Origin of the sequence: Shewanella sp. SG41-3, from assembly GCF_014164545.1 — a bacterium.
In the GTDB taxonomy this organism is placed as follows: domain Bacteria; phylum Pseudomonadota; class Gammaproteobacteria; order Enterobacterales; family Shewanellaceae; genus Shewanella; species Shewanella vesiculosa.
Genome location: NZ_JACJFJ010000004.1, coordinates 506,378 through 531,098 on the forward strand (window position 1 = coordinate 506,378; position 24,721 = coordinate 531,098).

17 protein-coding genes are annotated in these 24,721 nt (G+C 42.5%); 11 read left to right on the plus strand and 6 right to left on the minus strand.

Features of this window, described 5'->3' with window-relative positions; all coding sequences use genetic code 11:
• Positions 1 to 98: 98 nt before the first annotated feature.
• Positions 99 to 596: a LuxR C-terminal-related transcriptional regulator gene (locus tag H5164_RS10640; protein ID WP_124018249.1), complete on the minus strand. Its 498-nt coding sequence runs from the start codon at positions 594 to 596 to the stop codon at positions 99 to 101.
• A 192-nt stretch (positions 597 to 788) separates the two neighbouring features.
• Between H5164_RS10640 and H5164_RS10645 the strand changes: the two genes are divergently transcribed.
• The 6 genes from H5164_RS10645 to H5164_RS10670 all read left to right on the plus strand — a co-directional run bounded on the left by H5164_RS10645 (position 789) and on the right by H5164_RS10670 (position 7,611).
• The gene (locus H5164_RS10645) at positions 789 to 2,033 is read left to right on the plus strand and encodes a metal transporter (protein ID WP_182756014.1); all 1,245 of its coding nucleotides are present in this window, start codon (positions 789 to 791) and stop codon (positions 2,031 to 2,033) included.
• Positions 2,030 to 3,061, plus strand: a complete 1,032-nt coding sequence (locus H5164_RS10650) for a membrane fusion-like protein (protein ID WP_182756016.1) — start codon at positions 2,030 to 2,032, stop codon at positions 3,059 to 3,061. The genes H5164_RS10645 and H5164_RS10650 overlap by 4 nt, the downstream gene beginning before the upstream one ends.
• 1 nt (position 3,062) lies before the next feature.
• Positions 3,063 to 6,116 (plus strand): efflux RND transporter permease subunit, encoded by a 3,054-nt coding sequence (locus tag H5164_RS10655; RefSeq protein ID WP_182756019.1) that lies wholly within the window; start codon positions 3,063 to 3,065, stop codon positions 6,114 to 6,116.
• Positions 6,113 to 6,418, plus strand: a complete 306-nt coding sequence (locus H5164_RS10660) for a DUF3240 family protein (RefSeq protein ID WP_124018245.1) — start codon at positions 6,113 to 6,115, stop codon at positions 6,416 to 6,418. The genes H5164_RS10655 and H5164_RS10660 overlap by 4 nt, the downstream gene beginning before the upstream one ends.
• A gap of 98 nt (positions 6,419 to 6,516) precedes the next feature.
• The gene (locus H5164_RS10665; RefSeq protein WP_182756021.1) at positions 6,517 to 6,939 is read left to right on the plus strand and encodes a copper resistance protein CopC; all 423 of its coding nucleotides are present in this window, start codon (positions 6,517 to 6,519) and stop codon (positions 6,937 to 6,939) included.
• Between the two features lie 345 nt (positions 6,940 to 7,284).
• On the plus strand, positions 7,285 to 7,611 hold the full coding sequence (locus H5164_RS10670) for a YceK/YidQ family lipoprotein (RefSeq protein ID WP_182756023.1): 327 nt from the start codon (positions 7,285 to 7,287) through the stop codon (positions 7,609 to 7,611).
• Between the two features lie 868 nt (positions 7,612 to 8,479).
• On the opposite strand, the gene H5164_RS10680 is transcribed toward H5164_RS10670, so the two are convergent.
• Positions 8,480 to 10,900 carry a YbcC family protein gene (locus tag H5164_RS10680; RefSeq protein WP_182756028.1) on the minus strand — a complete coding sequence of 807 codons (2,421 nt, stop codon included), beginning with the start codon at positions 10,898 to 10,900 and terminating at the stop codon, positions 8,480 to 8,482.
• Positions 10,901 to 10,902: 2 nt separating this feature from the next.
• The gene (locus H5164_RS10685; RefSeq protein ID WP_220492688.1) at positions 10,903 to 12,495 is read right to left on the minus strand and encodes an NADH-quinone oxidoreductase subunit L; all 1,593 of its coding nucleotides are present in this window, start codon (positions 12,493 to 12,495) and stop codon (positions 10,903 to 10,905) included.
• A 97-nt stretch (positions 12,496 to 12,592) separates the two neighbouring features.
• Here H5164_RS10685 and H5164_RS10690 point away from each other — a divergent pair, with 97 nt between their 5' ends.
• Together H5164_RS10690 and H5164_RS10695 are read left to right on the plus strand one after the other, a co-directional pair.
• Positions 12,593 to 13,489, plus strand: a complete 897-nt coding sequence (locus H5164_RS10690) for a LysR family transcriptional regulator (protein WP_182697666.1) — start codon at positions 12,593 to 12,595, stop codon at positions 13,487 to 13,489.
• 286 nt (positions 13,490 to 13,775) lie between these two features.
• Positions 13,776 to 15,320, plus strand: coding sequence for a methyl-accepting chemotaxis protein (locus tag H5164_RS10695; RefSeq protein WP_182697665.1), 1,545 nt, complete (start codon positions 13,776 to 13,778; stop codon positions 15,318 to 15,320).
• Between the two features lie 185 nt (positions 15,321 to 15,505).
• Here the strand turns inward: H5164_RS10695 and acnA are convergent, their stop codons facing one another.
• Positions 15,506 to 18,241 (minus strand): aconitate hydratase AcnA, encoded by a 2,736-nt coding sequence (gene acnA / locus H5164_RS10700; RefSeq protein ID WP_182697664.1) that lies wholly within the window; start codon positions 18,239 to 18,241, stop codon positions 15,506 to 15,508.
• Positions 18,242 to 18,333: 92 nt separating this feature from the next.
• On the opposite strand from acnA, the gene H5164_RS10705 reads away from it, so the two are divergent.
• The gene (locus tag H5164_RS10705) at positions 18,334 to 19,710 is read left to right on the plus strand and encodes a lyase family protein (protein WP_220492689.1); all 1,377 of its coding nucleotides are present in this window, start codon (positions 18,334 to 18,336) and stop codon (positions 19,708 to 19,710) included.
• 155 nt (positions 19,711 to 19,865) lie between these two features.
• Here the strand turns inward: H5164_RS10705 and H5164_RS10710 are convergent, their stop codons facing one another.
• Together H5164_RS10710 and H5164_RS10715 are read right to left on the minus strand one after the other, a co-directional pair.
• Complete coding sequence (locus H5164_RS10710; RefSeq protein WP_182756030.1) at positions 19,866 to 21,392, minus strand: EAL domain-containing protein; 1,527 nt, start codon at positions 21,390 to 21,392, stop codon at positions 19,866 to 19,868.
• A gap of 166 nt (positions 21,393 to 21,558) precedes the next feature.
• Complete coding sequence (locus H5164_RS10715; RefSeq protein WP_182756032.1) at positions 21,559 to 22,374, minus strand: RecX family transcriptional regulator; 816 nt, start codon at positions 22,372 to 22,374, stop codon at positions 21,559 to 21,561.
• An 801-nt stretch (positions 22,375 to 23,175) separates the two neighbouring features.
• Between H5164_RS10715 and H5164_RS10720 the strand changes: the two genes are divergently transcribed.
• Both H5164_RS10720 and cyoA read left to right on the plus strand, forming a co-directional pair.
• Positions 23,176 to 23,508, plus strand: a complete 333-nt coding sequence (locus H5164_RS10720; protein WP_243640999.1) for a hypothetical protein — start codon at positions 23,176 to 23,178, stop codon at positions 23,506 to 23,508.
• A 175-nt stretch (positions 23,509 to 23,683) separates the two neighbouring features.
• Positions 23,684 to 24,721, plus strand: a complete 1,038-nt coding sequence (cyoA, locus tag H5164_RS10725; protein ID WP_124018233.1) for a ubiquinol oxidase subunit II — start codon at positions 23,684 to 23,686, stop codon at positions 24,719 to 24,721.

Consider the following 24,721-nt stretch of genomic DNA (forward strand, 5'->3'; position numbering starts at 1 on the left):
GATTATCAATACAGCTTAAAACCCATAATGGGTGTTGAGCTGTAATCCATACTCTAAAAATAGTTGCTAATAATTATCACTAGCGTTTTATTGCGACTTTATTCCTGAATAAAATCTTCCATAAACCATGCGCACAAAGTATGGCGTCCATCGACTTGTGCTTTACTATAAATGGTTGATGCTTGTTGGCGAACGGTTTTTTCTTTGGTTAAACGAACTTCGGCAATTTCTTTAAAACTGAGGCCTTTTAACAGTAAAAGTGCCACTTGTTGTTCACTTTTGGTAAAACCCCAAGCAGTAAATTGTGCTGCAATTGTTAGGCTGTATTCTTGTCTGGCAGCATGCATTTGACTCGACATATTATTAATCTGCTTATCTGCTTTTACGAGTTTACTTCTAAGAGCTTTTACCTGGCGAGAGCTGCGTATCAGATCGAAACCTAAATAAATACTGCCCAATATGGTAAGCAATACTAAGATCCCCTCTTGTGCAATATGCCAAGTTGGGAGGTTGAGTTGCAAGTCAGCAAAGATGTCAAAAAGTTTAAATAACGTTATCAACAGCAATAATATAATAATAAAAACATCTTTTTTCATGGTAACAATCCTGACGCAAAGCAATAATAAAAAATAACCCCAAAAATAACACAAGATAATTTAATAAATTAAATCAAAGTCCTACGCTGTGGTACATATGTACCATAAGGGGGTTTATGATACATGCTACCCATGCGATGTAACACCAACATGAATATTATGATTATACATTTTGGGTTACAGAAATCACTTATGTCTGCTGTTAAGTTTAGTATCAAGATATGTCTTCTCATCGCGTTTATAAGTTGTGGCACTTACAGCTATGCAACGCCTAATAACCAACTGCCGCAGCTGTTGCAAATCAGCCAAGATAGGTTAAAAGCGACACAAGCTAACAAGATGTCAACCAATGATGTCCGCGGGGTGGAATTAAGCAGTTCAACTTGGTTGTCCGGCTTACCCAGTATTAACTTAAGTTATCTTAGCGACCTTGATAATAGTAACATTTATGAGCAAGAAGTATCGCTTAACCTACCTATCAAATCATTCAGTTTGCACTCTAGTGATAAACAGCTGAGACAATTGACCCAGGACTTACAAGGTCAGCAGGTCGCATTACAAAGACTGTACTTATCTGGTTTGCTCAGGCAAAGCATGTGGGAGCATCGTATCGCATCGGTCAAACTTAGCCAGCTCAATCGTAAAGCCACCTTACTCGAAAAATTACACACTCAACAAAAACAACTTTCCGATGCTGGAGAGTTACCTTTAGTGAATTTATTATTGTTAGAACGTGAGCGCGTTGACATTGATCTAGCCCAAATTGATCTTAAGCAGCAACAAGCTGATGCACTATCGCTTTTTCGCTCGTTAACAGGCCGAAATGAAATGCCTGAGCAAATAGAAGAACAACCGTATCCCGTGTCTGTTCCTGACTCAGCTAACCCTGATACGGTTAACACGGCCTTAATGCAGCATCCATTGTGGCGCTTGCAATCACTGCAACAGCAGCAACAGTTGTTAATGATCAAAAGTCAGCAAGCGGGAGAGCAAGATCCTTGGACTGTGTCGTTAACGGCAAAAGAAACCGCTGGCGATCAATTTAATGACCAACATTTAGGCCTAGGGATTAGCGTACCGCTGAGTTTTGGCTCAGCACTATCACAAAGTGATCTGTCTATTTGGCAAAAAGATTATCAAGAACAAAGCCTAAACAGTGAGCGCATCTATCTTGAATTAAAGACCCAAACAGAAAAACTGGCTATGCAACAGCAAAGTCTTCGCCAGCAACAGGCGTTACTGCAGCGCGGACTGTCTTTAAGCAGAACCATCACCGAACATTTGGCCAAAGTGAAAGATCACAATCAAATTGGCTATGAAATCTGGCTGCGTCGCTATATGGACGCGCTTGATACTGAATCGCAATTAGCGCTTAACCAAGTCACTCAGCAACAACTTCATTCTCAGCAACTGCAAGCCTTAGGAATTTCATTATGATGGCCAAATTTGGCGTTAGCCTTTTATGCGTACCTTTTTATATATTAGCCAGTATCGCGTCCGCGGAGTCGATATCGCTTGAAGATTTGGGTAACTTAGAATTGAGCTATATCCAGCCTCGAAAAGTAGCCAGTTATGAAGGTAGTTCACTGCCAGCACAAATTGAGCGTTTACCCGGTAATGATTATTGGGTTATGACCCCTGAGAATATCCAACAAGTGACTTTCTTAGTCGGTCAGGGGCAAATCGTCACCAAAGGTCAAGCGATTGTGAGGTTGACGGGTCCTGAAGTGTTTCATTTTCTGGCTCAAATAGAGGCTGCTAAAAGTCTTTATCAACTAGCCAAGCAGCGTTACGACCGTAATAAACCATTATTAGAAAGTGGCAGTATTAGCACGGAAAAGTGGCGTGAGATCAGCCAAGATTATTTCAGCACTCATCTTGAATACGAACATATGCAGCATTTTATGGAGATGGTGCAAAGTATCGATGCCAAAACAGAATCATTAGTCGTGATTGCCCCTGTTGCAGGCATTGTCAATCTGAATCATCTCAATAGTCCTTACACCGCAGGAGCCCAGCTATTTTCGCTAGTACCTGCGGACAGCATAAGGGTTAAAGTCAATGTGCCCATGAGCCAATCAACGTCATTATCTGCAGTAAATATTAATCTGTGTCATATTTCGATAGATGAAGTATCGGCTATTGCTGATGGTGTGTTTTTAACGGCATGGTCAAAGCCGGTACCTCAAGAGTGTAACTTACTGTTAGGCCAACAAATCACTGTGATACCCGAGTATCAAAAAGCCGTGTATATGTTACCTAAAAATAGCGTATTTAGCTGGCAACAAGAGAGCCAAATCTTTATCCAAACAGCGCAAACATTATCGGCGCTCAGTATAGATATTTTAGGTTCGACCTCTGATGAATATATTGTTGCGAGCGATCAAGACCTAAGCCAAATTCAAGTATTATCTCAATCTGTTGCGGCTGTTAAAGGGATATTACTTGGCTTAGGAGGCGAATAATATGCTCGCTTCCGTCATCCGTTTTTCGCTGACTCAGCGCATATTTGTTCTGATTGTCGCGCTGATATTAATGCTCGCTGGTGCTCGCGCTTGGTTTGCTATTCCGCTGGATGCTTTTCCTGATATCTCACCGACTCAGGTTAAGATCATTTTAAAAGCGCCAGGCATGACCCCTGAAGAAATCGAAGCACAAATTACCGTGCCTATCGAAACTGAATTATTGGGGATACCTAATCAGGCTATTTTACGTTCAACCACCAAATATGCCATCAGCGACATTACCCTAGACTTTACTGAAGGGACTGATATCTATTGGGCCAGACAGCAAGTGAGCGAGCGACTTGCCGCAGTGTGGGACAGTTTTCCGGAGGGGGTATCGGGTGGTGTTGCACCTATGAGTACACCATTGAGTGAGATTTTTATGTTCACTTTGGAAAACCCTAATTTATCTCTAATGGAACGCAGGCAGCTACTGGAGTGGGAGGTTCGTCCACTCCTGCGCACCGTTGCTGGAGTGGCCGATGTTAATATTTTAGGCGGTTATGCTAAGAGTTTTAGCATTAATCCTAATCCGTCTGCGATGGCCGCTGCTGGGGTGAGTTTTGCCTCACTTCAACAAGCCATTATTGATAATAACCACAATGAAGGCGCCGGAAAACTCACTATCGGCACTGATACTATTATTGTCCGTGCTGAAGGTCGAATTGATAATATTGATGAGCTAAAGCAACTGGTTATTAAGGTTGATGATGCCAAGGTATACCGCCTTCGAGACTTAGCAGATATTCAGATTGGTCATTTAGCTCGTTATGGCGCAGTAACCAAAGACGGTGAAGAAGCTGCTGAAGCGTTAATTATTGCTCTTAAAAATGCTAACACGGCCAAAGTGGTCAGTAGTATTAAAGAAAAGCTTGATCAAATCAGCGCCACATTACCTGAAGGCAGTGTGATTAATACCTTCTATGATCGCGCAAACCTAATTAATACCGCCATCGATACCATTTCGAGTGCATTGTTTGAGGCTGTACTGTTAGTTATTGTGCTACTGGCACTGTTTCTAGGCAACGTCCGCGCCGCTTTGGTGGTGTCGCTGTCTTTGCCTCTCGCGGCATTAACGACCTTTTTAATGATGGACCTATTTGATCTTTCCGCCAACCTTATGAGCTTGGGTGGATTAGTGATCGCCATAGGTATGTTAGTCGACTCTTCCGTGGTGGTGGTTGAAAACATGGTCAACCTGATTGCGACTAAGCAACGGTTACCCCGTTTACACCTTATTTATCGCGCCACGAAAGATGTCGCGATTCCGGTGGTATCGGGCACTGTCATTGTAATGATAGTGTTTTCGCCATTACTGACACTTACAGGGCTGGAGGGCAAACTGTTTACTCCAGTCGCCGTGACGATTGTGTTCGCCATGTTGTCTGCATTGGTGTTATCACTCACCGTTATTCCTGTGGTGGCGTCTTATCTGGTGAATGAAAAGTCTGCCCAAGAACCTAAGGCTATCGAGAAGCTAAAAGCAGCGTATCTTCGCAGCCTTAAAAGTACTTTTAACCATAAAAAGCCTTTTATGATCATCGCGTTTGCCTTACTCATCGTCAGTTTAGGCTTGTTTAGCTTAGTGGGTAAAACCTTTATGCCAACCTTAGATGAAGGTGACATTATTTTACAGTTAGAAAAGTCGCCTTCTATTTCGCTTGCAGCCTCTATTGCGATAGATAAGCAAATTCAGCAGACCTTGCTTGCTGCGGTTCCTGAAATTAAACAGATGGTTGCTCGTACCGGAGCGGATGAAATTGGGTTAGATCCAATGGGCCTCAATGAGACCGATGTGTTTTTAGAACTGGCCCCACGCGATGAGTGGCGATTTGATTCTAAAGAGCAATTAATTGAGGCGATTCGCAGCGAGTTGCTTAAGTATCCTGGAGTTAATTTTAACTTTACCCAGCCGATCCAAATGCGCGTTTCGGAAATGCTCACCGGCAGTATTGGTGATGTAGCGATTAAGGTATTTGGTACCGATATCGATACTCTAGGGCAATTAACTGCGCAAATAGAACAGCTTGTTAGTGCAACAGCTGGCAGTATCGATGTCAAAATGTCGATGATTGAAGGCAGTCCTTTTATTAACTTAACCTTAGACAATGAAATGGCGCGTGGATTTGGCATGAGCACCATGGAGTTTGCTCGCTATTTAAAGAGTCAGCTTGAAGGGGTAATTGTTACCGAAGTGCTACAGGGTAAAAAGCGTACTCCAGTTCTGATAGCCAATAATCAAGGTGGCTTAAGCAGCATTCATGAACTGAAAAATCAGTTATTGGTGATGCCAGACCATTCCTTAAAGCGTTTAACAGATGTGGCTAAGTTAAGCTATAAAGAAGGACCTATCTTAATTGAACGTGAGCAAGGCGACCGTTTCTCGGTGATCACCACTAACGTTCAAGGGCGCGATATCGTCAGCTTTGTTGAAGAGCTCAACGCGAAAATCACGGCCGATATTAAGTTCCCTAGCGGATACAGTGTCAGCTTTGGTGGCGAGTTTGAAAACCAACAACGTGCGACTAATAATTTACTCTTGGTTATCCCCATTGCAATTGCGTTAATCACGCTGATTTTGTTCACTACCTTTGGATCATTAGCGAAAGCCGGTTTAATCCTCGCCAACGTGCCATTTGCCATGATGGGCGGTATTGTGAGCCTATATTTGTCTGGCGAATATTTGTCGGTACCAGCATCGGTCGGGTTTATCGCCCTGCTTGGCGTAGCGGTACTTAATGGTGTCGTGATGGTGAGTTATTACGAGCAAACCAAGCATCTATTCAGTGGTTTATTAGCACGAGTAGAACAGGGTGCCGCGAGGCGCTTACGACCCATTTTGATGACAGCCACGACAGCAATGTTTGGCTTAATGCCGTTGGTATTTGCTTCTGGTCCTGGGGCTGAAATCCAAAAACCGTTAGCCATTGTTGTGATTGGTGGTTTGTTAACATCAACCATTACAACACTTTATTTATTACCAATTCTTTATTACTGGCTGGAGAAACGTAAATGATCACTGAGCAATTGTTAGTGCTGATCGCTCAAAATGATATCAAGGATGATATCGTCGATACTTTAATCGAGCTGGATTTCTTATCAGGTTTTAGCCTAGGTGATATTTGTGGTTTTAGTCGCGAACATAGCCACTTTAATATTAAGGAACAGGTTGAAGGTTACCGAGAATTTTGTAAATTTGAAATTATGCATCCAGTTGATCAGCAGCAGGCATTATTGAGCGCCCTTGCGCTAGTGTGCAAACATAATCCGTGTCGTTACTGGATCACGCCAATCGTGCATACCGGCACCTTATGTTAGCCGAAATAATAGCAATCGGACTAAAGCATCTTGTGTCAAACAAGCGATAAACTTACACCGGTTTGCGGTCGCTATTGAGTAAATGGTAAGGCGTTGAGATGAAAATCTACCACGGTTTAGGATTATTCTTATCTACTGTGTTGGTCACAAATAGTGTTGTGGCCAACGAATTAACGTCCAATAATAGCGCTGTGGCGGTTGAGTTTATTATGGCACCAGCGAGAAAAATAAAGCTGTCATTTGATGAAATAGTGACATTAGATTCACTAACGCTTAACGACATGGACGGCTACGGGCTCAATTTAAACATTCAAGTGCCGAAAGGTGAAAGCAAGGTCTTTTCTGTTGAGATGCCCTCACTTATGCCGACTGATTATGTTGTTTTATGGCAGGTCCATAATCATGATAACGTCGCTAAAAAGGGAACGCTTAAGCTAACCATTGAAGATGACGATAGCTACCCTCGACCATCAACCAAAAAACATAAGTACGCTATCCTGCATAACAAATTACATCATTAAATAATTTGCCGATAGTTTGGCTCACAAGATTGCTAATTAGCGGCTAAAGCATTTACTTACTCGCAGATCATCACCAATACAGTTCGAGATGATCCGCGAGGCTAAAGCGATTTAACATATCAAATACGCCAACAGCATCCATTATGTGGCTTGTGAAAAGTCGGACAGTAAGCACTCAACATGAAATAAAAAGCGATAGCAATAAGCAAAATAGTATTGTGGCGAGTATTCTGCTAAGTTCAATTGTTATCAATTAGTTGTGTGTGCATTGATACTGATACTCAAGCTGAATGGGAATAATCAGTATTCGAACACTGTCATTATCATTGAAAGGAATACTTGTTTATGAAAGGATTCACACTCATTTTAGTCGCGCTATGTACATTTTCATGTGCAACCATTAAAACCATTGATCCCCCACAAAATCATCTTAATATCTCGCAGAATGGCAAAAAAAGTTATTGTGAAGAGATACCAAGAGTCTATAGCGGTGTTTCGTATAACTTCTGCCTTTTATATGGTGAGCCAAGTAAAACGGTCAATTTAGGTGGCTCAGTTAACAAGGTCCCTATTATTGTTTTTGATACGGTGTTTTCTGTGGTTTCTGATACCGTCGTTTTACCCTACACCATAAAAATGCAAGCTGACAAAGGCTCACTTAAGGTTAATTAACCAGCCTATTCTTTAGCATAAATCTAGGCAAATCGGATGGTTTATCGATGATAATTTTTAGCAGGTCATTAATGGCTATAAGGATCAATCACTATGGTTGTACCATTGTAGAATGAAAGTTCTGATCAATTGACTGTGTGAACAAGATAAGCCTGAATTAACCATAAAACAGACCGAACACCAGACAAGAAAGCGAAGAATAACAGCCATGAAAAGACTGTCAGGAATAGCATTAATTAGCTCAGTTATTTTATATAAATTACTGTCCACATATTTTGATTACCATTTATATTTCTATAGCTTTGAGAACTATAAAATATTTGATGCACATTAAATTTACTGCTGTTTTCGATACTGCTATGCGGTTCTTTATTGGCTGAACTCAAAGTGAAACTATTATTAATCATAGTAGGCTTTGTATTAGCTTCTTATCATGTATCAACATTTTTAAAATACGGCGAAAAATACAAATCTATATATGAAGTCAATAAAAATAGCACCTTAGTGTTAACCAGTTACGATTTCGGTGCACTAGGAAGTGGCTTGGTAAACGTTGAACTTTACCAAAAAAATAACTTACTGATGGAACCTATCACGCTAAGGTCATATGAGCACATAATGAATGGTGAAATAGTAAAATATGGTAATTGCTGTGTAAAAATAACCATGACTACTTATGACAGGAAAACCATCGAAGATATCATAAGCTTAAATGAAGTCCTTATTAGGCCAAGTATGACTCGGTAAACCTATTTCCAAGGCGTATTGACCTCTACGCGAGGTTCATACGCCAACGGACGACTGATAAAAATAATCGCGACTCATTATAATTGTTACCACCTGCACTAACGTTACAGGCCGACAAATGTTAAGCCGCTTGTGGTAACCACTGCCCCTGATAGTAACGTTCAATTACGCCTTCATCTGACCAGCGCAGTAAATACAACCATTGGTTATCGACAAGACAGCGCACATTGTCATGTTTAGCCGTGATCTGCTCAATGGGCTCTCTTGGTGCAGCGAGATACACAGCTAAACGTTGCGGTTGATGCATCCATTTTTGGCCATCATGCAGCGTTTGCATCGACAGGCCAATACGTAAATCGCCACCGTTACCTTCAAACACACCAATATGACCCGCGACAGCGTTATGCAGTAACTTATTACCACTACCGTATTTAACATTATCGCTCACCGATGCGTTATATTGCATATTAATCCAATTGGTTACCACCATAGGCGCGGTCATAATCAATTCTAAAACGCCAAAGTCAGCATCATTTTGCCATTGGTAATCATGTAAAAAGCTTCGACCTTGCAGATTGACATTTCTGGTCCAAGATCGAGGTGCCACAATAAAAGCGGCATTGTTTACCAAACCCCATTCTGGACGCACTTGAGACCAATCATTACTGCGCTGAATATAAAATCGATCTAATTCAGCTGCACTGCTACCAGCTAACTCTGGGGAGATGTGAACCAAACGCTCTCGCTGCGCCGTTTCTGTAGCCGCTGTTAGCCATGAGACTAGAACGGGATCGATGTCGGCATCAAAGCAAGCAATATGATCTGTGGTGGTGTTATGCAATGCGGCCACAAAATGGGTCGTGCTAGGAATTACAACCTCTAGATCTAACAATGCTTTACGTACATCTTGCTCATTTAATAATTGGGCTAAAACCCGCACGTTTACTTCACCAGTTTGACCGCCACAGGCACCACAATCCAAGCCCGCAGCATGTAAGTTATTGGTGGTGTGGCTTCCATGTCCGACCAATAATACCGTAGGTGAAAATTGGCTTAATCCCATGGCATTTAGGATACTTTTAGCCAGTTCAGCTTTATCGGTTAACGACAGTAGCTGATCATTTTTACGTAAGATCCAGCTTTTTTGATGAGTCAGTGCATTAACAGGATTGTGGGTTTGTTTGGCAAAAAATGATTTTTTGAGCATTTTAAAAGCATAGAGCCAGCCCATGGATTCCACCATAGAAAATGCTGACGGCGCAGCTTGTGACCAGGTTTGCCAACGAGCCTTGCTATTTAGCGTATCGGTTTGAGCCTGTGTATCACGCCATTCAGACACTCGGATGATCGGCTGTAACAATCCAGGTAACTGAGGGCGAGACAATTCACTGTCGTGCGGTTGATACTCGATAGGTAATCCGAAAAAGCCCGCAAACCCCATGGTTTGGATATCATCACTCTGATTTTCTAACGCCCGGCGTATGACCTCTGAACGAACGTCGATACAAAATGCGGCCTGTAACTTTGGCGCTGTTATAGGGTGCTTTTGAGCATTCACTAACTGAGTGTTCAGCTTGTGTTGATAACTCAGTTCAGCTGCCTTTGCCCACACCCAAAGGGGCTGTTGTGCTTGCTCATGCTGCGTGAGTAAATGCGGCAGTTGATCTTTTTCACGCATCCAAAGCGCGGCTAAGTGAATAAAACTGTCCGCTTGTTGTGCTTTTAAGTAACGCCAAATCACTAACTCCCAAGCCATACGAATTGCCAGTAATTGCAGCATTTCATCGCTCGGCGTTGCCTGCAAGTCGCCTTGCCAGCGCAAATAGGCGACCCAAGAAGCCCAGCCATTGATATCAAGTAACAATGCATGGGCATAAGACTCGATTACAGTGTCATCAATCCCCAACTCAGCAACAGCTTCTGCGAGCAAGGTCGGTGCATCTTGCGGTAATTGTTTGAAATAGTGCAGCAAGCCTGGCTCATCCATAATAATACTCAGGCCGCGATCCCGACCGGTAACCTCGAGCCAATGACAGTATAGATCTGGCTGTGCTGAACGATCACGACAAGGCAAAATGGGCCGCAACTGTTGATAATATGCTGCACAAAATTGACTGATTTGATGAATGATTTCATCCCGCCATGCCATTTTGTATCGGTCGCGTTGATTATCTAATAAATCGGCAATATTGTGAAAGTGAGTCAGATCATCGGCTTGATCAAGAAAGGCTTCAAGCTGATCCACTGACATTGCAACCTCCTGTTGCTCCGCCGCTAATAACAACGCATGCTGGCTAATGTCGCCTTGTGCATATAAATGCTGATAATAGACTTTGGGCATTAAACACTGAATACGATCGAGTGCCGATACTCGCGCCGACACTTGTTCAATCGGTTGCTCACGCATTTGCCAAAATGGATTAACAGCAATCATTTTATCGAGCGGCCATGTCGGGGCAATGTTGTTACCCGCGGAAGTTAATTTTGCCTGCTGGCTATCAGTCAGTTGCGCTATCAAAGGTGATTTAACTGCGATACTCATGGTCATACTTCCTCAACTTCGGTGGCTTTATCTAATACTTTATTATTGCTGGGTGCTGGCAACTGCACTGGCCACACTTGTAACGTCAATCGAGTGAGCCATTCATCTAAATATAAACCGGCGAATAAGGCGATATGTAAATGATGTATTGAGGGTCTATGTGGCTGATAACGCAACATCCAATTGAGCACAAACAAACTGACAAATAACAGTATTGCGACAATATCGACCGCACTTAACGCCTCAACATGCATGGCTGACGTGGCGGGAATAATGGCCCCAAACAACCACTTAAACCCGCTGTAACTGATCACTAATAATATGCTTAAGAGGAAAACGGGCATCATGCTGCTACGCAGTCGCTCACTGTGGCGCTGAGCCAATAACATGGTGAGCGCTAATACCAATAACAACCAAACACTCCATACTCCTTGATAGTCTATAACCATCACTGCCATCGAGACGATAATGCTTGAAAATACCCCTGCCACTATCCAATCTATCATCTTAGGATTGGCCGCTGGCGCAAGACGCCTTTGCATGTCTTCATAAACCGCACTGCTTGAATTCAAAAATGCATAGGCTTTGTAAACTGAGTGCGTTAATAAATGCAGCAAGGCTAATTCAAATAACCCTAATGCACATTCAACTAACATCAAGCCCATTTGCGCGCTGGTAGACCAAGCTAAACGCACTTTAATGCTAATTCGAGTGGTCATGATTAATGCCGCCATCACAGTGGTTAATCCTGCAACAATTAGCACTAGCCACTGCGCGACTGTAGATTGAATAAACAAGGGCGCAAATAAAATCAGCAAGAAACCACCGAGGTTAATGACCCCTGCGTGCAGTAAAGCACTAACCGGTGTCGGCGCTTCTACAACCTGTATCAACCAGCCGTGTACCGGTAATTGCGCACATTTAATTAAGGCCGTGAGTGCAATTAGCACGGCAGCAATATGATCGACTGTCGTTAGTTGTAAGTTGTCGTTTGTGGCCACCGCATTAAAGTGGCTAAGTAAATCACTTATCAATAAGCTGCCGTGCTGCTGATACAACAATATAATTGCAGCCAATAACGAGGTTTCTGCGGTGCGTGCTAAGAGGAATTTTTTATGTGCCGCCAGCGCAGCGCGAGGGCGTTCAGGATAGAAGGTTAAAAGCTTATGCAAGGCTAAGCTAATTGATACCCAACCGAGCCAGAATAATAATAAATGGTTACTAATCACCACCACAGACACTGCCGCGAGAATATTCAGTAGCCAGTGCCAATAAGTGCCGCTACGAGGTTCGCCCGCCATATAATTACGCGAAAATGCGATTAAGATAACACTCATAAAGACCACTAGCCCCATCATCAAGAGGCTGAGTCGTGATTGGCTAATATATTGCGCATCAGCGTGAAGACTCGGTAACGCAATACTTACTACCAAGGCTGTAATATAGAGCACAACAATAAGACCGCTGAGCTTAATTAACCATGTAGATTTATGATTAAACCTCGCACGGTCACTCAAACGCCCACTCAGGGCGCTAGCCAAAAGTAACGTAATGGGAATACATAATAAAAAAACGGACGATAACGCGATATTCATAAACTGCCTCTTCTTTTAGTCAACAGAGTATGTCAGAGCTGTATATTTAATAAAAATATATATAAACTAATAAAACGTTCTGTTTTGGTTAACTATAATGAGTCGTCTTAATTATCATCACCTTTATTATTTTTGGCGTGTCGCTGTTGTAGGCAACCTGACGCAAGTCGCTAAAGACCTGCATATTTCTCAGTCAGCATTGTCGGCACAAATTAAGCAATTTGAACACAATATGAATGTTGAGTTGTTTGAGCGCAGAGCACGACGCCTCAACCTAACGGTGCATGGTCATCGTGTATTGGCTTATGCCGATGATATATTCAGTAAAGGCGAAGAGTTGGAGTCTTTTTTACGCAAAGGCAGTATGAGTGAAAAGCAGCATTTATCTATTGGGGTCTTAACCACATTATCGCGTAACTTTGTGGAGAGTTTTATCAGCCCGTTGCTGGCCAATCCTAATGTGAGCTTTTCTTTATCGGCCAGAGGCATGAGTGATCTATTAAACGGACTGGCGGATCACGAACTGGATTTAGTGCTGACTAATCGACCTATCAGTGTCGATAAAAAAGATCCATTATGGCAAACCCAGTTGGTTTCCAGGCAACCTTTGGCGATTGTGGGCCCCAAAGCTAACCGGATAAACGCCAGTTTCCCGGAAGGTTATCAAGACATGCGCTGGGTTCTACCGGGTAAAAATACTGAAATTAGGGCTGCATTTAATTCCTTTTGCGCGACCTGGCAATATCAACCCGATGTGCAAGCAGAAGCCGATGACATGGCTATGTTGCGTCTTTTAGCCCGCGACAGTGGCGCACTGGTTGTGTTACCTCCAGTGGTTGTTAAAGACGAAATTGAACAGGGGATTTTAGATGTGTATCAGCACTTACCCAATGTTTATGAAAATTTCTATGCCATTACCACCCAACGAAAATTTGTACCTGAGGTGTTATTGGCACTATTGAAGCAGCAGCTTGATCCTGCATTTAGTGATTAATGTCTATCCATATTTGTTCGCCAATGATGTCGCTAAGCCCGCTGAAATGACTATGTCGACGCTTAATTGTCGAGCATAAAGCCTAATCCGTGGCTGTTCATTTCAGATCCCTTGCGGTGAATGCGTTTTGGCCTATGCGAGGGAAATTAGTTAGCTTAAAACATTGGTAAATATCACTTAACGACACACTGAATATATTGAGTAGATTATTTAAGCTTAGACCAAAGTCGATAGCCTACAATGACATATAGAGTGCTAATCTGAATAAAAATGGATTGGAGTCTTCATGCTAACTAAAATAATGTTGATTAATGGTTTAGTGATATTTACCTTAGCAATGCTGCTGAGTTTTTTATCTCTACCTTCATGGCTATATGCATTTTTAGTCGCGGTTGCCTCTGTTATCACCTTACTGCTTACCCAAAAAAAACCTATAGCTGCAGATAGCACGGACTCATCTCAACAAGATGAACACGTTGCCAATGGCATAAGTAAAGCCGCCACTAGAATAGCCATTGGCGGAGCAGAAGTATCATTTTTTATTGAAAAACTCGCACACGCAATGGGTTTACAAGTTAAGCATGTTCAAGAAATCTCACAACGCGCCAGCAATTTAGAACAAGGTGCTCAACAACTATTAGGCCAATCAGCCAATGTACGAGCGCTAGTTGAAGAAGCCAGTACACAAGCGTCTAGCTACGCCGAAGAAATAAAGCAAGTGGATGAACAACAACAAAAATTGTCGACTGAAATTGAATCCACCGCAGTATTACTCATCGAACTAAAAAATAAAGCCAGCGCGATCAGCAGCATCACAGATACGATTAATAAACTGTCTGATCAAACTAATATGCTGGCACTCAATGCTGCTATTGAGGCCGCCAGAGCTGGAGAGCAAGGCAGAGGGTTTGCAGTCGTTGCCGATGAAGTGCGCAATCTGGCCCATAAAACGGCCGAAGCAACCCAAGGTATTGAGTCATTGCTATCCGAAATTGGTCAAAACAGTATTCAATCAGTACAAGCCATGCAACAAGTCAGTGATATGGGCGGCAAACTGTCTAGTCGGATGAATGAAATTTATATACTCACCAAAGCCAGTCAAGAAAGCATGGCCAGTGCCGCGAGCGAAATGCTGCAAATGGATCAAACCGTTAATTTTACCGTTGATAATACCAATGGTATTGGGGCAAATATTGAAGGCATTGGCGCTTCGATTCTTAAAGTCGATACTGATTTAATTGAAGCTTCAGATAGGGTGCTCGTGCTCAGTGGCTTTGCAGAACAGATATTCCGTCATCTACAACATTTTGAATTATCCGATAAACATGCCGTCATCGCCAAAGTAGCTTTGAATGCTGCAGCCAATGTCGGCGCAATTTTTGAACAAGCCTTAACTAAAGGTTCGCTTACACAGGCGCAATTATTTGATTCAAATTACCAACCCATTCCTAATACCAACCCACAAAAGTTCACCACAGGTTTTGATCGTTTTACCGACTCAAATTTACCGAGTATTCAAGAAGCTATTTTAGATAATAATGCCGATATTATTTATGCTGGTGCGGTGGATGTTAGAGGATATTTCCCCACTCATAACCGCAAATTTACCCAAGCGTTAACCGGAAATCGCGAACGCGATCTTGCCGGTAATCGCACCAAGCGTATTTTTGATGATCCAACAGGTAAACGCTGCGGCAGTAACGTTGAAAGTTTCTTATTGCAAACATATAAACGCGATACCGGTGAAGTGATGCATGATCTCTCTGCCCCAATTTATGTTAACGGTAAACATTGGGGCGGATTTAGAATTGGCTACAAGGCAGAAAATTAATACCCTGCATTATTTCGATCGCAATCGTTTGGGGGATATAGCCAGCGGCGATATCCAAACTCAATACAAGTAAATAACGCCGTCACGGCTCATCTCGATTCCAAAAAAAGAGGCCCAAGTCATGTAACTTGGGCCCATTTACAGGCTATTTAACGCCCTGTTCAACTGAAATACACCTCAATGACTTAGCTAGACGACTTAGCCAAATTGCGTAATACATAATGCAAAATACCGCCATGTCGGTAATAACTGAACTCATTAGGCGTATCAATACGGATTTTAGCTTCAAACAAACGTTGCTTACCCGCTTTGTCGATCACTGACACATTGACGGTTTTCTGATCGGCGCTTACAGCAGGAATACTGAATTGCTCTTCACCGGTAAGATTTAGCGACTCCGCACTGTCATCAGGCATAAACTGCAACGGCAAAATACCCATGCCAACCAAATTAGAACGGTGAATACGTTCATAACTTTGTGCGATAACCGCTTTTACTCCCAAAAGTGCAGGCCCTTTCGCCGCCCAATCGCGTGAGCTGCCAGTACCGTACTCCTTACCCGCAAGCACAATACACGCTGTGTTATGTTGCTGATAATACATGGCAGCATCAAATACTGTCATCGACTCACCTGTCGGCATCAAGCGAGTCCAGCAACCTTCGGTCCCTGGCGCCAGCAAATTTCTTAGCCTTACATTGGCAAAGGTGCCGCGCATCATGACTTCATGGTTGCCGCGGCGTGAACCGTAAGAGTTAAAGTCCTTAATGGCAACCCCTGCTTGCTGTAAATAATCTCCGGCAGGGCTGTCTGGTGCAATAGAGCCCGCGGGTGAAATATGGTCGGTAGTCACCGAATCACCCAACTTAAGTAAACAACGGGCATTGTCGATACCCATAATTTGGGGAACCTCTGCACTGATCCCATCAAAGAATGGCGGTTGTTTAACATAAGTGGAATCAGGCCAGTTATATTTTTGGCTCTGCACTACCTCAAGTCCTTGCCAGTCTACATCACCGCTGTATACATCGGCATAACGGGAAACAAACATCTCGCTTTGCACCGCGCTGGCCATAACCTGTTGGATTTCCTGATTGTCTGGCCAGATATCTTTTAAATACACGGCTTTGCCATTAGCATCCTCACCCAGTGGTTCAGTAACCATATCGGCTTTCATATTACCGGCCAATGCATATGCCACCACCAGCGGCGGCGATGCTAAGTAATTGGCTTGTACTTCTGGATGGATGCGACCATCAAAGTTACGATTGCCCGATAACACCGAACACACCTTCAGCCTGCCCTGTTGTATCGCTTCACTGACGGGCTGAGGCAATGGGCCGGAATTACCAATACAGGTAGTGCAACCGTAGCCAACCAACTGAAAGCCTAGAGCATCTAAATCGACATTAAGACCTGATTTTATTAAATAATCCGTCACTACCTGCGAGCCAGGTGCAAAACTGGTTTTCACCCAAGGTTTAACCTGTAAACCTTTTTCACGGGCATTTCTGGCCAATAGTCCAGCGGCGATTAACACTGATGGATTAGAGGTATTAGTACAGCTGGTTATCGCAGCTATCACCACAGCGCCGGCTTCGAGCACAAAGTCTTTATCTCGATAACGACACGCAACACCTGCGCTACCATCGACGACGGGGACTTGCACCGATGGGCCACCCTCGCTTGCCAGCTCATCTTTACCTTCAGCGTCGATTTGGCTAACAGGGATTTGACTGTCTAACCACTGACGGAAACTGACTCCAGCTTGCTCAAGTGCAATTCTGTCCTGTGGCCTTTTAGGACCTGCGATAGAAGGCACAATACTGCCTAAATCCAGTTGTAAGCTGGCGTGATAACAGGCTTTGTTATCGGATGCACTGGCCCACATGCCCATCTTTTTAAGATATGTCTTGATCAGCTCGATATGCTCTGGATCACGACCAGTAAGCTTTAGGTAATCTAGCGTTTGTTGGTCGATCGGGAAAATGCCACAGGTGGCACCGTATTCTGGCGCCATATTGGCAATGGTCGCCCTATCGGCCAAGGTTAATTGATCAACCCCGGCACCAAAAAACTCGACGAACTTGCCGACCACGCCAAATGAGCGCAGTTGTTCAGTTACGGTTAACACCAGATCGGTAGCGGTAACCCCAGGAGGCAATTTGCCGACAAATTCAAAACCAACGATCTCGGGTAACAACATAGTCACTGGTTGGCCTAACATCGCAGCCTCAGCCTCAATACCGCCCACGCCCCACCCCAACACACCCAAGCCGTTGATCATGGTGGTATGGGAATCGGTTCCGACTAAGGTGTCTGGATACAATAAGTTATCTTCATCTTCTTTAACAAAAACCACTCTTGCCAGATATTCTAGATTGATTTGATGCACGATACCGCGCCCTGGCGGCACGACTTTAAAGTTATCGAAGGCTTGCTGACCCCAACGCAAAAACTGATATCGTTCGCGATTTCGTTGGATTTCAATGGCAGTATTTTGTTGCAACGCCCCTGTTTCGGCAAATACATCGACCATCACAGAGTGGTCAATAACCAGCTCTACCGGGTTCAGCGGATTAATCGCGGCAGCATTACCACCTAGCGTTATAATGGCATCACGCATGGCGGCTAAATCAACGACTGAAGGTACACCGGTAAAATCTTGTAAAATGACCCGGGATGGGACAAAGGCAATTTCGGTTTCAGACCAGTCATCTAAATCCCAGCGGGCCAAGGTTTCAATATCCTTTGGCTGGACAAACTCCGAATTTTCATAGCGCAGTAGATTTTCTAATAATATTTTTGCCGCAAAGGGTAAGCGGGATAAATCGAAGTGTTCGGCTAATCGGTCAAAGCTGTAATATCGGAAATTTTTTCCATTACTCTCAAGTTGTTTCAATAATTGCATAGAGTCTTTCATTAATGATCTCCCTATAAACGTTTATGAGTACTTCCTGCTAAGCTTAGTGAACACACTAACATATCCCAATCAAAAATCGAGTCGGAAATATTATGAGTAAGATACGTATAGAATATGACAGCATGGGTAAAGTTGAAGTGCCAAATGATGTTTATTATCAGGCACAAACCCAGCGAGCACAGGATAATTTTCAATTTTCAGAGCGGCGTTTTCCTACACCGGCAATCGTTGCCCTACTCGACATAAAATCAGCGGCAGCACACGCTAATAGTCAGTTAGGTTTGCTGGATAACGCCATGGCGGCGGCGATCCAACAAGCGATTACCGCTAGTAAACAGCTCGACTTTTCAACCCATTTCCCACTGGATCTGTTCCAAACCGGTTCAGGCACCAGTTCCAATATGAATGTTAACGAAGTGATTGCCAGCTTAGCCAGCGACATTTTGCAGGATAAAGTTCACCCCAACGATCATGTCAATATGGGCCAAAGCAGCAACGATGTGGTGCCTGCCGGTATTCACATTAGTACAGTGCGGCATTTAAAGGCTCTACTGTATCCGGCCATTAATAGCTTAAGTGACAAATTAGCGTTTTTGGCCGATGAGCATGCAAATTTGGTCAAAACTGGACGCACTCATTTAATGGACGCTATGCCCATTACCTTAGGGCAAGAACTACAATGTTGGCGACTACAGCTCAATGCTGCTCAAGCGAAGCTCCAACAAGCAGAGCTCAACTTACATCATTTACCTTTGGGCGGCACTGCGGTTGGCACTGGGGTTAATTGTGATCCGCGTTTTGCCAAACTCGCTTGTGATTATTTACAGCAGCAAGACCAGCATCCTTGGCAGGCGGCACCTGTTCCGGCCTTATACATGAGTAGCCAAGATCACACTCTTGCCGTGGCTTCGGCGCTCAAAGGATTGGCGATCACCTTAATGAAAATTGCCAATGATTTACGCTGGATGAACTCAGGCCCTATAGCCGGACTACAAGAAATTAGTGTAACCGCGCTGCAACCTGGTTCATCGATAATGCCCGGTAAGGTTAATCCGGTGATTCCGGAGGCGGTTGCCATGATTGCCGCTGAAGTGATCGGTAATGAAACGACCATAACCATCGCGGCGCAATCGGGTAATTTTCAATTAAATGTCATGCTGCCACTGATTGCAGACAAGTTACTCTCCAGCATCGATTTATTAACCCATGCCTGCCAATCCATGACGGATAAGGTATTTGCAGATTTTGCGCCCAATACCGACAACTTGACTCAAGTGTTGAAGAAAAATCCTATTCTTGCCACCGCACTCAATTCAGTGGTGGGTTACGATATGGCCGCGAAAATAGCCAAACGTGCACATAAAGAACATAAATCGGTATTAGACATTGCACTGGAAGAAACCGAGCTGAGCGAAGATGAACTCACTGCGATACTCGATCCCTTGCATCTCGCGAAGCCTCATCAATAACGCCACCAACAGCCAGCGCTAAGAGTGCAAAAGACTAACGCCAAACAGAGTTGGCGAGAGTAAAACCTATTTATATGAATAGGTAAAATCTCGCTAACTTGCCTTGCTGAACTCATCTCCAACCCAAGGTTGGGCCAATAGAATAAAACCAAACCTTAAATCTTAAAGTGTTTAATTATTGGACAAAGATCATCGGCACTCATTGGCTTACCGTATAGCCATCCTTGCCCGTTTAATATTCCTAAATTTTTAAGTGCTTGATGTTGCATGATGTTTTCAACACCTTCAGCAACAACGTCTATGTGTAGTTCGTTAGCCATTTGGACAATATAAGGTATTAATGATGAACGGATGGACCCTCCTTCCATGGCATTAATAAAGCTTCTATCGATTTTCAAAATATGACACGACAATTTTGACACTTGGTTTAAATTTGAATATCCAGTGCCAAAATCATCGATTGCAATCAGAAAACCATGTTGCACCAGGATCTCTAAGTGGTTTGCAAACTCTTTACCGGTCAACTGTTCATCTTCTACAATCTCAAGAACAATCTTAATGGGATGATCATTCACATACGGCAGATCAATTATCTTTAACACTTTTCCGCTAGAAACATCAGAAGGAAAAATATTAATATTGACTTTAAAACCCTTCAAATCAATACCGCTTTCACTTAGGCGCAGCAGCGATTTTTCAACAAGTTGCTCAGTAAACTCCCATGACAGGCCCAGCTGTCTAATTTTGGGAATAAATTCATCTGGAAATATTTTACCTTCGTTATCTTCAAATCGCGCCAGCACTTCACAGCCGACGATCTTACCGGTTTGAATATTGACTATCGGTTGAAATAAAGGAAAAAACTTGTTTGATTTAACGCCTCGTTTAACTCGAGCGCTTATTGACATAAAACCATTGATTTTAAATGATATAAAATAATATAAAAATAATGTCAGAAAAAATGATGACGTAATAATGATAGCAATCAACAGGCGGTTTTTTTCATAAAACTCGCCAGCACTAAGGCTCAGTGCAACGCAGTAAGATGATTCAGGATCACATTGTTGAAATTGATAGGCATGGGTTAAGTTCACTCTGCCAACGATACCTTTGACATATAGATTATTGCTGCCTGACACATGTTGATAATGATTTGCTCTATTGAATACAATTTCCCAATCGAATCCCATAGAACTGAATTTATTGATCTCCGCAGGCTCAATCACTACATTGAAAGCGTTATGCTTGATGACAACCGCGGTATGTAACCTATCAAAAAGCTCTAACGCTTTATTTACCCACACTTTTGCACCGTAGTTATTAATGTAGTCGGGCTCAGATTCCATACTCTTTGTAACAATTATCCCTAAACCTGCGGTACACAGCAATTTACCATTTTCATCTGAATAGCCTATATCTTTGATAAAGATAGACAGGAAGTTCTCACGGCGCATATGCAGCAACATTTCACTACTACACACTGGATCATCAAGCCTATCTAATCGCTCAAGAGTGTGTTGAATGTCTTTGCTAATAGTACTCATTAAGGCCAAATGGGTTGTTGCAGCTTGCTCTTGCTCAACGGCAATCTGTTTTTCTATCCATAAGAATAAAAATAGAAAAAACAAAGTGCCCAGAGACAAACTAACGATAAATGACACTAACTTATGTTTAAACGACATAATTTGCCGCCCCAAATAGTAATAACAAGGAATAGTAGCCAACCACATTAACGCGATATAACGACTATGATGACGTAAGTATAATATTTATTTTAAATGAGAATAATCGATAAAATTTATTCACAGCTTATTGTTAAAATGTTTAGCACTTCTCTAGAAGCTATTTTTATGATGCATCATTATCTAGGCTCATGGCCTCTTTTATTTCATCACTGGCAAAACCTTTACGAGATAGAAACGCATACGCTTTAGACTTGTCTTTATAATCAGATAAGTTATAGCGTTTTTTAGCCAGCTCATTTTTACAGCTTTGATAAAAATCGACATCTTCTGTTAAGGTTAACTGATACAAGGTTTCTTCAAAATCACTCACATCAATCAATCGCTGTTTGAGTTCCTGTAAAATGAGTGTTTTACCTTTACCTTTATTAAACAGCTTAATTATTTCAGTTGTTAAATCGACTTTTTCTGCTTTTATCGCCAATTTACTGCGCAATGTTTCACCTTGTGGATGTAACGATAATGCATGATCAATTTCAGATCGAGAAAATCCTTTTGCGGTCATTTGAGCATAGACTTTTTCTCTGCTGGTGCCGTAAAAATTCTCAAATCGGCCTAGTAGCCTTGAGGTAGCGAGCTTAAAAGTATTTATTTTTTGCTCGTGCATAACCTGTTCTAGCGCGGCATCAATCTCTGTTGCACTCACACCGCGAAGTTGTAACTTACGCCTTATGGCGCCAGTCCCCACTTCATTGCTAAAAGCAAGTTCGCAATAACGCACGGCAAAATCGAAGTCATTTTTTAAATAACCACTGTCGATTAGCTTGGCTAATACGGTATCAATCCATTGCTGGTTCTCGGTTTTACGCTCAAGCTTGGTACTAATTTCGCCAATAGTAAAATCTTGCTGACTAAGGTGCCAGTAAGCACTATTAAAAACGTTATCTATGGTTTTAGCTTGGCGTAGTTGTGGGCGCTGCATAAAAATTAATCTTACCTTAATATAATCAAAATGAGTGTAGCAGCTCAGTCGGTTATTGAGAAAGATCTAGATATTTCATTATTTAACTCATTTAAAAACCAGCTGTTTATGGTGAGTTAACTGCAGCGCTTTAAAAAAATTATAGTGTAATTTATCGATGGAGACTTGTTGTGCTAAAGCCGCATCATTATTCACTTAGCTGCATTACGCGCAACGGAACATCAGTGGAGAAGGGCTCTTTATACTCGAGTCATAAGTGATTATTACTTGATTATTTAACGCTGCTGAACCGGCGCAGACAGCCACTAATAACTTCAATAGATAATCTGCTGCCCGCAAGCGTTTATTGCGGTATCGATTTGTAACAATACAGAAGCCAGAAAATATTTTAGTTCGCAAAAAATATGATCCTCATCCACCCCCAAGGGCGTATCAATACGTGTTAGGATTGTTGAATTAAGGCGCTTATATCTGATCACATCCACCCATTTATATTAGGTGCTAGGGATCACAGATTTGTGACTTTTGAGCCATTGATAAGTAACAAAACAGTTAACAATGTAAATAAACAGTATAAATATTGTTCAAATTCAAGTTTATTTAATAATTCCGCTGTTTTACTACTCTGATTTACTTTCAATCAATAGCGCCTTCTTGTTATTCTCCTGCAAATGAAAATCGTCAGCTGGATCTATTGATTCAACTACCCACTCCTTTGAGCTCGGTTGGAAACGTTTCTTGAAACTAACCCTTTGCCAATACCTTGTTAAATCGCTTAATCGCATCACAAGGTTATCCAAGTTGAGTAAAGCACATTTAACACTGTGTTTCGGGTTACTGTTGCTGCAACCTTTAGCTGATGCCTTGTCTATTTCAATCGGACATTTTATTGATATTGGCGAGTTTATCGCTATTGCTGACGGTATATTAGCTGAATTTTTGGGTGCGGGTTTAATCAGTTTATTGCTAATTAATCCCTTAGTTATCCAGCACTTTTGGCGTTTATTCAATCTTAATTCTAAATTTAGCAACTTGCTCGAACTGAGCGATGCGCTAAGTGCTCTATCTCCTGTTATTCCTCAATCGCTAGAATATACGGCACATGGTTGTCGCGCCCCGCCTTTACAAGCTTAACTTTTTTATTTTAATACGCCATTCGCGAGATATATCTTTTTTGGGAAACTAAGCCAAAATCACATATTGTTGATTTAGTTTATCTTTTTCTACTATTCGCGTTTGATGATTATTGTGCAACTGCCAATCCCCCTGTTGGTAGCGTAGTAAGCTTTAAGGTTAGAGGAATCTTCCTTTGTTAATTCGAAATTTAAGTAAACCTATACTGGCTGCATTAGCATTTATGCTAGCCGGTTGTGAAGGCGGCGTGCTGGATCCCAAAGGTCAAATCGGCATCGATGAGAAGCATCTCATTATTGTGGCAACCTTGCTGATGTTGATTGTGGTTATTCCAGTAATTTTCATGACCTTGTATTTTGCATGGAAATTCCGCGACGGTCGCGATGAAGAAATTTATGCACCTAAATGGGCACACTCAACCGCCATTGAAATCGTGGTGTGGGTCGTACCGATTATTATCGTGATCATTCTTGGTGTTATCACTTGGAAATCGACTCACGATTTAGATCCCTACAAACCGCTAGTGCATGACGCTAAACCGGTGAAGGTTGAAGTGGTGTCATTAGATTGGAAATGGTTGTTCATTTATCCTGAATATGGCATCGCATCGGTTAACGAATTGGCCTTCCCTGCCAATGTTCCGGTTAACTTTAAAATCACTTCTGACACAGCAATGAATTCATTTTTCATTCCGCAGTTAGGTAGCCAAATCTACTCAATGGCAGGCATGGCGACTAAGTTACACCTTATCGCAAACGAGCCAGGCACTTTTGAGGGTATTTCAGCTAACTACAGTGGTGCTGGATTTGCTGGAATGAAGTTTAATGCGATTGCAACTGCAAACGCTGACGATTTTGATGCTTGGGTTGCCAAGGTAAAACAGCAAGGTAATACCTTGGATGTTGAGCAATATAAGCAACTGGCTGAAAAGAGCGAAAACAATCCGGTGCAATACTACGGGTCAGTACAAAAAGGCATGTTTAACTACATTGTCATGCAATACATGCATCCAGACTCGAATATGAAACCAATGGACAGCATGGAAGGTATGCACGACATGAGCAACATGGAATCAATGTCTGGTATGGATCATACCAAGCATATGCAAAACATGGAGCACATGGTCGACAAGGACGCGGAACATTCTGGGCTTTCATCACCTTCACATTCAACCACAGAGCATTCTTCGACTGCATCTGGGGAGGCGAAATAA

Bases quoted from the DNA above. Each gene is read 5' to 3' on its own strand.
- H5164_RS10705 (WP_220492689.1), top strand. From the start codon at position 18,334: ATGAGTAAGATACGTATAGAATATGACAGCATGGGTAAAGTTGAAGTG.
- H5164_RS10670 (WP_182756023.1), top strand. From the start codon at position 7,285: ATGAAAGGATTCACACTCATTTTAGTCGCGCTATGTACATTTTCATGT.
- H5164_RS10680 (WP_182756028.1), bottom strand. From the start codon at position 10,900: ATGAGTATCGCAGTTAAATCACCTTTGATAGCGCAACTGACTGATAGC.
- acnA (WP_182697664.1), bottom strand. From the start codon at position 18,241: ATGAAAGACTCTATGCAATTATTGAAACAACTTGAGAGTAATGGAAAA.
- H5164_RS10690 (WP_182697666.1), top strand. From the start codon at position 12,593: ATGAGTCGTCTTAATTATCATCACCTTTATTATTTTTGGCGTGTCGCT.
- H5164_RS10655 (WP_182756019.1), top strand. From the start codon at position 3,063: ATGCTCGCTTCCGTCATCCGTTTTTCGCTGACTCAGCGCATATTTGTT.
- H5164_RS10640 (WP_124018249.1), bottom strand. From the start codon at position 596: ATGAAAAAAGATGTTTTTATTATTATATTATTGCTGTTGATAACGTTA.
- H5164_RS10650 (WP_182756016.1), top strand. From the start codon at position 2,030: ATGATGGCCAAATTTGGCGTTAGCCTTTTATGCGTACCTTTTTATATA.
- H5164_RS10665 (WP_182756021.1), top strand. From the start codon at position 6,517: ATGAAAATCTACCACGGTTTAGGATTATTCTTATCTACTGTGTTGGTC.
- H5164_RS10710 (WP_182756030.1), bottom strand. From the start codon at position 21,392: ATGTCGTTTAAACATAAGTTAGTGTCATTTATCGTTAGTTTGTCTCTG.
- H5164_RS10685 (WP_220492688.1), bottom strand. From the start codon at position 12,495: ATGAATATCGCGTTATCGTCCGTTTTTTTATTATGTATTCCCATTACG.
- H5164_RS10695 (WP_182697665.1), top strand. From the start codon at position 13,776: ATGCTAACTAAAATAATGTTGATTAATGGTTTAGTGATATTTACCTTA.
- H5164_RS10645 (WP_182756014.1), top strand. From the start codon at position 789: ATGTCTGCTGTTAAGTTTAGTATCAAGATATGTCTTCTCATCGCGTTT.
- H5164_RS10660 (WP_124018245.1), top strand. From the start codon at position 6,113: ATGATCACTGAGCAATTGTTAGTGCTGATCGCTCAAAATGATATCAAG.
- H5164_RS10715 (WP_182756032.1), bottom strand. From the start codon at position 22,374: ATGCAGCGCCCACAACTACGCCAAGCTAAAACCATAGATAACGTTTTT.